This is a genomic window from Proteus sp. TJ1640 (assembly GCF_003144445.1).
Lineage (GTDB): Bacteria > Pseudomonadota > Gammaproteobacteria > Enterobacterales > Enterobacteriaceae > Proteus > Proteus penneri.
In genome coordinates, this window is the sequence record NZ_PENY01000041.1 from 165,253 (window position 1) to 176,971 (window position 11,719).

The following is an 11,719-nucleotide window of genomic DNA, read 5'->3' on the forward strand; positions in this document are numbered from 1 at the left end:
ATAAGAAAACCAACCGTAAGTGGTTGGTTTTCTTAAATATTGTTGGTCGGCATGATAGGATTTGAACCTACGACCCCCGACACCCCATGACGGTGCGCTACCAGGCTGCGCTACATGCCGTTTGTGCCCTGTATATTACTGCTTTTGACTGCTAAAGCAACCCTTTGCTAATTAAGTGACGTAATTTTATACATCACTAATTGCGCTAGCGTTCAATAAAGCGTTTTTGTTCAGCAAGAACTTGTAGTAATAATTTTAAGTCAGGTTTTGCAGAGCTAATTTCTTTTCCTGATTTATCAAATAAAGCATACCGACCATGTTTATCTATCAACAAGGTATTATCTTGTAAAAAGACGACGAATGCCTCGTCATCACCTGTAAAAATCCATGGATGATTACGGGTACTTGCGAATAAATCTTCACCTTGTGAATAGTTATCTGCTGGACTAATGACATGCAAAACATGCTGCATCAAGGTTGTCATAACATCTTGATGGCTTGTCATTCTATCAATAACTTGTGGCGTCATATTGGGCCAATGTATTATCAATGGCACTTGTGATTGGCTTAAATTAAAAGTGGTCTTATCTAACAGCCATTGATTAACCTGCTCCTTATTGTTGTCTTGATGATAGCTAGAAGTGACAACAACTACAGTATTATCCAGCGTTTTGGTTTCTTGTAATGTCTTAAATATTGTTTCTAGTTGATCATTTAACGTAGCGCGTTGAGATGCATTATTGGTGTGACCATTAATTTGTAAGAAAGAGAACCAAGGGCTAGTTTGGCTGTTTTTGATCAACCAATTATTCCAACTATCAATGGTGGCACTGTTATCACCACTGCGTGATGTTGGGAGAGAGAAATCTGATAGCACAGCTTGTTTAAACAATGGTGTTTGGAAACCATTAGTTGAAAACATTGCTAATTGATAGTTTCGATAACTTAATGCATCGAAAAGTGCAGAGTTTTTTCTGCTACTTAATACACTGTCTAAATAAGAAGGTGAAATACCATAAAATAGGCCAAATAATGCAGTGTCATTATTAATACCTGATGAATAATGTCTTGAAAAATAAAGACTATTTTGTGAAAATTGTTGCAAGCTTGGTAAATCGGGCACTTCTTCGTTGCCTAAACCATCAATGACAACTATCAGCACGTTATAAGAATAGGTGTCCTTGGCATAGATTAATGGAGCAAGAGGATAGGTGATACCTTGCGCTGCTGGATTACCTTCACTGATAACACGTTGCTCATATTCTGATTGATTAATAAAACCATGACGTTCAAGGAATTTACGCGCCGTCATTGGATACGATAATGGTAAATTGGCACGTTGCATGGTGATTGGGCGATAGAAATTAGCATCAGCCCAAATTGACATTGAGTGAGATAATATAAAGCAAGTAATAAAGACACCAGCTAATGGTTTACCCCAACGTTGGCGATTTAAGCTACGTAATTTTTGCCAACTCCATGTTGCAAAAAGCATTTCAATAAGAAAGATGATGGGAATGCCAATAAAAATAAGTTGCCATTCACGCGCCATTTCACCTTCATCTGGATTAATCACAAGATCCCAAACAAGTTGAGTCAAATGGAGTTGAAATTGCTGGTAAACGGCGATATCAAAAATAAGGATAGTTAAACCTGCACTGGCAAGAGCACAGGAAATAACTCTAAGTAGCCGTTGGGAGACCGCGACAAAGGTGAGAGGAAAAAGGATGAGTATATAGATAGCAAAGACAATAAAACTAAAATGTCCCATCCAACTCACAATAGCGTAAAAACGACCAGCAAAAGTTGCAGGCCAATCAGAAATAAACAGGTAACGGCTCCCAAGCAGTAAGCTTAGAATAATATTAAATAGCGCAAACCAGTGACCCCAACTGATCATTTGGGAAACTTTTTCACGATAGGACTGAGGTTTCGTTACCATGTCTATAAATAATTTTTCTATGTTTATTAGTGAATATTGCCTTCATCAATTGAAGCACGCAATGCGTGAACAAAAGAGTCAGCAATCAGCATTCGTTGAGCAGGGGCAATACTTGTATTAATTAAGTTTGTCACCATGTTCCCCAACACCATCAAAGAAAGATCTGTAGGAGTATGATGTTTTTCAAGAACGCTGACAAGTTCTGCAAGTAATTGCTCAACTTGTTCATCACTATAACGGGATTTTTGTGGCATAAAATCTGAATTCCTACTATATGAATAAAACGCTATATATTACCGTATTGCTAGGCCTTTTTCCGCTATTAAATTAATTAATTTTCCCTTGATACTGAAAGTAGGGAGTGTTTGAATACGCGCACGAGAAAGAGACGCAATAGAAGAGGACGGCCATGAGTCTAGATATTAGTCAGTTAGTCTTACATCAGCTTATCAAGCGAGATGAGCAGACATTAGAAGTTGTGCTACGTGATTCACTCTTAGAAATTGAACCCGTTGTTCAAGAGATGATTGAAGAGTTACATCGTGTATACAGTGCAAAAAGTAAAGCTTATGGTTTGTTTAATGAAGAAAGCGAATTAGCAGAAGCGCTGCGCTTACAACGTAAAGGTGAAGAGAACTTTTTAGGTTTTTCACGAGCAGCAACCGTGAGACTAAAAGATGAATTAGCAAAATACCCTTTTGCTGAAGGTGGCACGGTTCTATTTTGTCACTATCGCTATTTAGCGGTGGACTATCTTTTAATTGCTGTACTTAGTAGCTGTAACAGTATGTGGGTAAATGACAGCCTTGATGTGTCATCAACACGTTATTTAGATATTCCTCATGCAGACATTATTGCTCGTATCGATTTAACTGAGTGGGAAACGGCACCCGACTCTTTACGTTATTTAACGTTTTTAAAAGGTCGTGTTGGACGTAAAGTCTCTGATTTCTTTATGGACTTTTTAGGTGCTCAAGAAGGTTTAAACGCTAAAGTTCAAAATAAAGGCTTATTACAAGCGGTTGACGATTTTTGTGAAGCCTCAGAAATGGGTAAGCAAGAACGTCAAACTTGTCGTGAGCAAGTATATAGCTACTGTAATGAGCAATTACAATCGGGCGAAGAAATTGCCTTAACAGAGCTTGCTGAAGAATTACCCTCTTTGGGCGATCAAAACTTTGCTCAATTTACTGAAGAGAAAGGCTATGAATTAGCTGAAACATTCCCAGCAGATCGCAGTACGCTACGTCAGCTGATGAAGTACTCGGGAAGTGGTGGTGGATTAACAGTGAATTTTGATGCGAAATTATTAGGAGAGAGAATATTCTGGGATCCAGCAACAGATACGCTCACAATTAAAGGTACACCGCCTAATTTACGTGATCAGCTACAACGTAGAGCATCAGAAAAATAATTAAACAGTAGAAACAAATAACGCCACATCAAGTGGCGTTACATGCTCGGCGTCCCGAAAAATAAAGCTCGAAGGGTGGCTTATTAAGCGCGCAGGAAGTCGATATGAGTAATTTTTGGCTTATACTCGTGACGTTGCACTGCTTTAACTTTAACTTTAGTTTCTTTGCCATCGATAACCAGGTTTACGAAATCTGAATAGAATTCTGATTTGTGTTCTTGGTTGATTACTTCGTTGTGATCTAAATCGATAGCGATTGGCTCTTCATTTCCGCCATAAACGATAGCAGGAAAACGGTTAGCCACACGCAGGCGGCGGCTCGCACCCTTACCCTGCTCTTTACGTACAGTTGCATTAATAGTTAACATCTTTTTTCTCTTATGAAAAAGAAAGAAAATACATACTTGTTACAGGCGACCCAGCAACAAGCTCGAGATTTGGTTTATCTAAAAATAGATAAAGCGGGGCGCATTTTAACGAAAAAGTCCACTAACAGCAAATATAAATCCAGATTAATACAAAGTATCGGCTTTTCGATAGCGGCCTGTATAGTCAAAAATCTTATTTCTTATCTTCCAAAAGCGCTCTCTTTTACCTTTATGTGCGACTATAAAGTCGGGGTGACGTAACAAATCAAATTGTTTAATAATGTCGTTGGCATTATGCCAAACAAAAGGGACACCCGGTGCGCGTTGATGTTCACGTAAGAATTTTAATTCGAATACTTTTCGTTGTGCTGGAGTGGTTAGTCGAAAACGTTCAGAGACAGAAGTGCCTTCTTCATCGTAATAATTGATGTCTAACCATTCTCCTTTAGCATCATTCCCAGATTGAAATTGCATGCCTCCACAGCGCAAAACAAGCGCTCCTTTTAGCTTTAATGCGGCTTTAAGCATATCATCAGGATCAACTAATATTTCATCACAGTGTACACAACGACGTGCTGCAATATCATTTTCTTCATTACAGTGGGGGCATAATTTAAAGCGGAAACGAAATTCACACTGCTGTTTTTGCCCATGTTCATTGAGTTCCCAGCCTTGGCAGCGTCGACCATAATGTTCAATAATATCGCCATCAGCATCCACTATTCCCCAAAATGTATTAGCAAATTGGCAAACAGGGCAGAATACTTGTACAGGTTTACTATTTGGATTGGGTTTTTTAGTACCGACTTCGGGTAGATAAAGATCATGAGGATTACCTGCATAATCTAAAATTAGGCATTCTGTTTTTCCTGCAAATAATCTTAATCCTCGCCCTACAATTTGCTGGTATAAACTTACAGACTCAGTAGGGCGTAAAATAGCGATTAAATCAACATGAGGTGCATCAAAGCCAGTTGTTAGTACGGCCACATTGACCATATAACGTAATTGCTGCTGCTTAAAACGGGATATAAGATCATCACGTTCATAAGGTGGCGTATCCGCGCTCACTAATGCCGCTTCATCTTGAGGCAAAAGAGAAAGAATTTCTTTTGCATGTTCAACGGTGGCTGCAAATATCATGACGCCACGGCAGCTTTCTGCATATTCAATAATCTGTGAAACAATATGAGGCGTAATACGTTTTTGTCTTTTTATTTCACGATTAAGATCTTCTTCATTAAATATTCCATTTTGACTTGTTCGGACTTGGCTAAAGTCATATTGCAAAATAGGCATATCTAATCGAGTTGGGGGTACTAGAAAATGATTGCTTATCATATAGCGCAAAGGTAATTCATAAATACAATCACGGAAAAAGCAGTCTTCATTGCCTTTGATCATACCGTGATAATGATATTGATAAATCCACCCTGTAGGTAAACGATAAGGTGTTGCAGTTAATCCTAAGATCCGTAATTGTGGATTAATGGATTGTAATTGTTTAATGACTTGCTGATATTGGCTATCTTCAGACAAACTAATGCGATGGCATTCATCAATAATAAGAAGGGAAAAAGTATCATTAAACTGCGATAAATTACGGGCAACAGATTGCACACTACCAAAAACAACTTTTCCGCTACTCTCTTTTTGTTGTAAGCCCGCAGCAAAAATATCCGCAGATAGACCATAAGCCTCATATTTGCTATGGTTCTGTTCTACTAATTCTTTTACGTGTGCTAGCACCAATACGCGTCCGCGCGCTCTTTTAGCAAGTTCAGCAATGACTAAACTTTTTCCTGCACCAGTAGGTAATACAATTACCGCAGGTGTATTGTATTGGCGAAAATAAGAGATGGTCGCGTTAACAGCATCAAGTTGATAAGGTCTGAGTGTAAAAGCCATAACTCTACATAAGAAATCAAACGGAGCGTCAGCGTAACATTTTTTTATGGGTAGCGCGAATAAGGAGGAGTATAGAGCGTGATAGTTTATTTATAAATTAATTAGTTGTTTTATTGTTAATATTCATTTTTAATAGATGCCTCATATCAGATGGTATTCTTCCATTTTTCAGAGAAATTCATGCGATTAGATAAATTTTTATCCCAGCAATTGGGTATTAGCCGTAGCTTGATCCTTCGTGAATTAAGAGCTGGGCTTGTAACAATTGATGGCGAAATGGTGAAAAGCGGTTCAACTAAAATTGCACCAAAGCAAGAAGTAGCTTACGACGGTAAAGTTTTAACTCAAATTTTAGGGCCTCGTTACTTTATGTTGAATAAGCCAATTGGTTATGTATGTTCAACAGACGATCCTGTCAATCCAACTATTCTCTATTTTATTGATGAACCGTTGGCTCATAAATTACATGCTGCTGGTCGTTTAGATATTGATACAACAGGGCTTGTTTTATTAACAGATAATGGTCAATGGTCACATCGTATTACGGCGCCAAAACATCATTGTGAAAAAACTTATCTGGTTACATTAGAAGAGCCGATTGGAGAGGGTGTTGCTGAACAATTCCAAAAAGGTGTACAACTCAATGGTGAAAAAGATCTGACTAAACCCGCCAAATTAGAAATTCTTACACCAACAGAAGTGAAACTCACTATTAGTGAAGGCAAATACCATCAAGTGAAACGTATGTTTGCAGCAGTGGGGAATCATGTCAGTGCATTACATCGTGAGCGTATTGGCGATATCACATTAGATGAGACTTTAGCTGAGGGAGAATATCGTCCATTAACAGAAGAAGAGATCAACAGCATTCACTTACCTCAATAATTATTATCTGTTCTGTCGTCTTTGGGAGTTTATCTGCGTGCAACAGCAACGTTCGTCGTACCTTAGTCTCATTTTAATATTGGGACTTATTTCCATGCTTATGCCATTGGCTATAGATATGTATTTGCCAAGTTTACCAACTATTGCGCAAGATTTTGGTGTGCCTAGTGGCAAAGTGCAAATGACATTAAGTATCTATATTTTTGGCTTTGCTATTGGACAATTAGTCTATGGTCCTATGGCTGATAGTTTGGGGCGTAAGCCTGTCATTTTGGGTGGCGTAATTGTTTTTGCTTTTGCCTCTAGTGCATGTGCATTATCTGAATCAATAGATATGCTAATTGGCATGCGTTTTTTACATGGTTTTGCTGCTGCTGCGGCAAGTGTTGTGATTAATGCATTGATGAGAGATATGTTTTCTAGAGATGACTTCTCTCGAAGTATGTCTTTTGTTGCGCTTGTTATGACCATCGCGCCATTATTAGCACCACTATTAGGCGCTTGGGTGATGAATTGGTTTTCATGGCATGCTATTTTCTGGAGTATCGCGATAGCTGCTGTGATTGCATCGGCATTAATTGCTTTTTATATTCCAGAAACATTACCCAAAGAGCGTCGCCAACGCTTTAGCTTAAGAGTGACATTTAGCCAATTTATTAGTCTGTTTAGAACACGTCGTGTCCTTTGCTATATTTTGGCTTCAGGTTTTTCTTTTGCTGGCATGTTTTCATTCCTTAGTGCTGGTCCTTTTGTCTATATCGAATTACATGGCATTCCATTTGATCAATTTGGATTATATTTTGGTTTTAATATCATCTTCTTAATTTTGATGACAAGCATTAATGGGCGATATGTTCGTCGATTTGGTGCGTTGAATATGTTACGTCTAGGATTAACTATTCAATGTTGTATGGGGCTTTTTTTATTGCTGGTGGTTGCTCTTAATTTACATTTCTATTTCCTTGTTGTGGGTGTAGCTATGTATGTGGGAGGGATTGCGATGATCACATCGAATGCGATGGCCGTTATCCTTGATGATTATCCCCATATGGCCGGAACAGTTTCTTCTCTTGCAGGAACAGTGCGTTTTGGTGTGGGGGCTTTAGTTGGAACGGCTATTGCTATGCTACCAGCTAAATCAGAATGGCCAATGGTAAGTTCTATGGCATTCTGTGTACTGTTTGCTATGGGCTTTATTTTGCTTGCTCGTCGTTATAAATAAGCACATCACGCTATAAATAACAGAAATTTATAGCGTGTTTATCTTTTCTTTCTTCTATTTTTTCTAAAAACATCACATCTTCCTCTATTATATTTCATGAATCGTTTCAAATTAGTGCGTTTTTTTGATTTGAATCAATATTTGATGTTGTTTTTTTGTTAAATTAAGTGAAATTTATTTTAATAATCATCTATTGTTGTTTTGTCGATATGAAGCATCGTGATAAAAATTGATGGATTGTTTTACTTTAATACGTAATATTTTATACAATTATTTTATATGGTTGATAAAATGTTAAATAAATGAAAGAATAATTGAAGAGATCAAGTATTGCAGACATGAATATCTGCAAACACACTAAGCTAAATGAATGGTTTGATATGTCCCTTTGCTTATTTGTAAAATAACCGTAACATTCATGTTATATGATTAACAAGGTTCTAATATGCGTGTGAGCAAGTCAGTTCAAACTCGTATTGATGATGTATTAAATTAACGTGTTGATGAAACAGGATTGATTTGTGGATAATGTACAACTTTCGGTAGTTCATAAGCTGCCGCTGAGTTATCGGTGGCTAGCAGGTTTTGCAGGTACAAGAGTAGAAATACTGCCTGAAAATGATGCTGGAAAGCAAAATACGCTAATTGGCTTAAAATTATTAAGCCATGATGGTATGACACTGGATGAAGCAATACAGAATTTGCGTCAGTATCTGAGTAATCTCCATATTGATAGCGTTGTGATTGAGTGGGATGGCGCTCCTTGCCTTTTCCTTCATAGCGACGATGAATGTGCTGCATTATGTTGCTTAAAAAACGCGGGAGTCGCTATTGCTGAGCCATTCCCAACGGCATATTCTTATTTATAATACCTATTAATGTTATAAAACTAATGGAATTAATTTGCGGTTTACGCATAGTCAAGAATATAAAAAAAGCCTCATTAATGAGGCTTTTTTTATTGTAATAAGATATAAGGGAATTAATTATCTTAATACATTTTGCGAAAGGGTGTTTTCAGCAAGTGCTGTATCATTTTTGTCAATAACACGTCTTGCAGCATAAAAACGTTTATTCCAGTATGTATTAGACATTTCTGACACTGTTACGCCGTTACTGGTGGATGCATGTACAAATTTATCATTACCAATATAAATTCCAACATGGCGCATAGTACGGCCTGTTTTGAATAGAACGAGATCACCAGCTTGTAATTTTGATTTATTAACCTGAGTACCGGAGAACTGTTGGTCTGAGGTTGAGCGAGGAAGTTCTACACCAAATTGGTCAAGAAAAGTTCTTTGTACAAAGGCAGAACAATCGATGCCTCTTTTAGTATTTCCGCCTAAACGGTAAGCAACGCCTTTCCAGTCTGCATATTGGTCAAGTATCTTGGATTTTATATCGAGATTCTTCACCAATGATTCAAATTCATCTTGCGATGCTTGGGAAATAGATGTGCTTGATGATGTATTTAGTGGGGCGGTGCTTGAATTCGCTAAGCGTGAATTTGCGTTCTGTGAGCTACATGCTGATAGTGTAGCTACAACAATGAACGCCGGTATGAGCTTAAGCATTCTCATATACGGTTTTGTTCTCATTGTGACAGATTTCCCTTACATCCTTACGTGCAGAAGTGCACATGAATATTCACCAAATAACCAGAGAATATAGTGTAATTTAACTCTGGCAACCTTATTTCGCGAAAAACGTGCTCTAAAGCACGTAAATATCCACATTAAACAATAAATAATGAGGAAACTAGAAAAGTGTACAGAAAGAGAAACTAAATGGCGAGAGAAAAGAGGCTTAATTTACAAAACATTAGATAATAAAGTGCTAATACTTAAAATAGATCTCATTTTGTCATAATAATATCATTTAATTGTCAAAAAATGACCAAGAGAATAAGTGCGATATTACACTTATTCTCTTTTAATAAATGAGATATGTTTCTCTTTTATTTTTTAAAAGGGAGATGTTTTTCTAATTGTCTGACAATAATGTCTGATAATGGTGTAATTAATAACCAACTTGTTGTGATTAAAGTTAAAGAAACAGAACCGACTAATATATCTGATGCCCAGTGTGCACCGGCCATAACTCTTGGTAATGAAAATATGACAGTGATGAGCAGCGCACATACGAAAGAACGAAAAGAGAGGTAACGTAAGATAAAGCTACAAAAGATAAGTAGCATTAAACCATGATCGCCAGGAAAACTATCACCTGAGGCATCTTTTGTTGGAATGCCAGTTATAACACCCACTCTATGTGCATCTTGAAAATAAAGTGTTGGGCTGGGTCTTTCTATTGGAAGATTTTGTCCAATTTGATTAATCAGTACAGCGCTGATGACCATCACTAATCCTACAATTATAAGATGGCGTTTACCTTTATAATCTTTTTGACGAAAAGTATTGTAATAAAGTGCACCCATCACCAACAAAATAACCAAATCAAACTTTCTATTATTGGTATAAGCCACAAAAGAAGCAAAAAAAGTATCAGGCAAAATGTGCTGATTAAAAAAATAAAAAATATGGGTATCAGTTGATAGCCAAAATCCATGTTGTGCAGGAAGATACCAAGAGAAAAAAATAATTAAGCCTGCAAGATTAAGTAGAAAGATAGCCAGTGCTTTTTGGTGAAAATTAGAAAGTTTCATAGTAATAAAATAACAAATTTCCGTATATTTTGTGATCTAGATCACAAGTTGTCTAATTTTGATTATAGGACTATAACCAAAATAAAAAAATAGATCTTTGCAATTAGTTGTTCATACAATTGTTACACTTTGGTTTCATTTCTGTTGGATTTTTTTGTACCCACTTAACCGAAATTTAGAATATTTTTTTTTAATACTCTTAATTTGAGTATTACATAATGTTTTTCTATTATTAAATTAAAGATGAAAGTTAAATAAATAAAGTAACAAGCCGATATTAGTTATGACTTTAATAACATATTGGCTTGTGGAATCCACACATCCCAATAATCATAGGAGATTAATTTTGAATAAAATTTATATTGCAGCTACATGTCTGATTTTATTATTTAGTACACCTACTTTTGCTAAGGAAAATAAAGTCATTGGTTCTGTAACAATAACTTTTGTTGGTGCAATTGTTGAGGGCAATTGTCTAATCGATACAGATAAAAACATTTTTAAAACAAGCTGTTGGGATGGAAGTAAAATGCAAGAATCTCAATATCAGTTAGAAAGGAATAAGCATTTTAGCTCTGAATTGATTAACAACAAAGGTTCTATGGATATTAAATGGATTAATGATAACTTAGCCATAATGAACATTGTTTATAATTAATTTTCCATAGTTCTAATAATAACAATAATTTTATTAATTAAATAAAATTTAATACCTTTATAGGACTGTTATTAAAGTTAAAAATATTTGACTTAAGTTTAATCAACGTTGATTTCTTATTTATAAATATCGAACACTTATATTTGATAGACATCAAATATTCTTCTTATGTCTATATAAATGTCATGTTTTATTGCTATGATAAAAATATGTCGGGTAGGTGTGATCCTCATACCTGCTAGCGCAAACAAGAAGTGAGGTCGTTATGAGAAAATATCTGACCGTAGTATGCAGTCTTCTCGTTTCCAGTTCGATATCATTGGCTTGGGCATCTGATCCCATGCAAACAACAGGGCAGATTTATCTACGGGGTGCGATTGTGGATCCTGCATGTGAGATGAATTTCACATTTGATAAAGCTGAATATCAATGTTACAAACTCAACAAAGTGTTTACATCTACTCAATCTATTGTTCCCGCGTCTTTTGAAAAATCCCAACAAACTATTATTTTGCCTCAAGATATGGGCAAGGCTGAGATCCGTTGGATGGATAATACCCAAAAGAATGGCGTGATAGACGTTCAATATTTTTAAGGCGTCTGCGGGTAGACAGAGGTAGAGTTCAAAAGATAAACAAGTCAAATAATCGTTTG

12 protein-coding genes and 1 tRNA gene are annotated in these 11,719 nt (G+C 36.5%); 6 read left to right on the forward strand and 7 right to left on the reverse strand.

From position 1 onward, the window contains the following. Positions 1 to 43 precede the first annotated feature (43 nt). The 3 genes from DK861_RS17185 to DK861_RS17195 form a co-directional block, all read right to left on the reverse strand. A tRNA-Pro gene (locus tag DK861_RS17185) sits at positions 44 to 120 on the reverse strand. An 85-nt stretch (positions 121 to 205) separates the two neighbouring features. Further along, entirely contained in the window at positions 206 to 1,942 is a 1,737-nt protein-coding gene (yejM, locus tag DK861_RS17190) for an LPS biosynthesis-modulating metalloenzyme YejM (protein ID WP_109400867.1), read from the reverse strand. 26 nt (positions 1,943 to 1,968) lie between these two features. Next, on the reverse strand, positions 1,969 to 2,196 hold the full coding sequence (locus DK861_RS17195; protein WP_004247042.1) for a YejL family protein: 228 nt from the start codon (positions 2,194 to 2,196) through the stop codon (positions 1,969 to 1,971). Positions 2,197 to 2,351: 155 nt separating this feature from the next. Here DK861_RS17195 and yejK point away from each other — a divergent pair, with 155 nt between their 5' ends. Beyond that, positions 2,352 to 3,356 carry a nucleoid-associated protein YejK gene (gene yejK, locus DK861_RS17200; protein WP_109400868.1) on the forward strand — a complete coding sequence of 335 codons (1,005 nt, stop codon included), beginning with the start codon at positions 2,352 to 2,354 and terminating at the stop codon, positions 3,354 to 3,356. An 83-nt stretch (positions 3,357 to 3,439) separates the two neighbouring features. On the opposite strand, the gene rplY is transcribed toward yejK, so the two are convergent. Together rplY and DK861_RS17210 are read right to left on the reverse strand one after the other, a co-directional pair. Beyond that, positions 3,440 to 3,724 (reverse strand): 50S ribosomal protein L25, encoded by a 285-nt coding sequence (rplY, locus tag DK861_RS17205; RefSeq protein WP_006537318.1) that lies wholly within the window; start codon positions 3,722 to 3,724, stop codon positions 3,440 to 3,442. 144 nt (positions 3,725 to 3,868) lie between these two features. After that, the gene (locus tag DK861_RS17210) at positions 3,869 to 5,632 is read right to left on the reverse strand and encodes a DEAD/DEAH box helicase (protein WP_072062748.1); all 1,764 of its coding nucleotides are present in this window, start codon (positions 5,630 to 5,632) and stop codon (positions 3,869 to 3,871) included. A 180-nt stretch (positions 5,633 to 5,812) separates the two neighbouring features. On the opposite strand from DK861_RS17210, the gene rsuA reads away from it, so the two are divergent. The 3 genes from rsuA (at position 5,813) to DK861_RS17225 (ending at position 8,608) form a co-directional block, all read left to right on the forward strand. Beyond that, a complete protein-coding gene (rsuA, locus tag DK861_RS17215) occupies positions 5,813 to 6,517 on the forward strand; it encodes a 16S rRNA pseudouridine(516) synthase RsuA (RefSeq protein ID WP_109400869.1) in 705 nt (234 codons plus the stop codon). A 37-nt stretch (positions 6,518 to 6,554) separates the two neighbouring features. After that, entirely contained in the window at positions 6,555 to 7,739 is a 1,185-nt protein-coding gene (locus tag DK861_RS17220) for a Bcr/CflA family multidrug efflux MFS transporter (RefSeq protein ID WP_109400870.1), read from the forward strand. Positions 7,740 to 8,260: 521 nt separating this feature from the next. Then, positions 8,261 to 8,608, forward strand: a complete 348-nt coding sequence (locus tag DK861_RS17225; RefSeq protein ID WP_072062745.1) for a YejG family protein — start codon at positions 8,261 to 8,263, stop codon at positions 8,606 to 8,608. A 117-nt stretch (positions 8,609 to 8,725) separates the two neighbouring features. Here the strand turns inward: DK861_RS17225 and mepS are convergent, their stop codons facing one another. Further along, on the reverse strand, positions 8,726 to 9,340 hold the full coding sequence (gene mepS / locus DK861_RS17230; protein ID WP_006537312.1) for a bifunctional murein DD-endopeptidase/murein LD-carboxypeptidase: 615 nt from the start codon (positions 9,338 to 9,340) through the stop codon (positions 8,726 to 8,728). A gap of 359 nt (positions 9,341 to 9,699) precedes the next feature. Next, positions 9,700 to 10,407, reverse strand: coding sequence for a phosphatase PAP2 family protein (locus DK861_RS17235; protein WP_109400871.1), 708 nt, complete (start codon positions 10,405 to 10,407; stop codon positions 9,700 to 9,702). A gap of 346 nt (positions 10,408 to 10,753) precedes the next feature. Between DK861_RS17235 and DK861_RS17240 the strand changes: the two genes are divergently transcribed. Both DK861_RS17240 and DK861_RS17245 read left to right on the forward strand, forming a co-directional pair. Further along, entirely contained in the window at positions 10,754 to 11,065 is a 312-nt protein-coding gene (locus tag DK861_RS17240) for a hypothetical protein (RefSeq protein WP_109400872.1), read from the forward strand. 265 nt (positions 11,066 to 11,330) lie between these two features. Next, positions 11,331 to 11,660, forward strand: a complete 330-nt coding sequence (locus DK861_RS17245; RefSeq protein ID WP_109400873.1) for a hypothetical protein — start codon at positions 11,331 to 11,333, stop codon at positions 11,658 to 11,660. Positions 11,661 to 11,719: the final 59 nt, after the last annotated feature.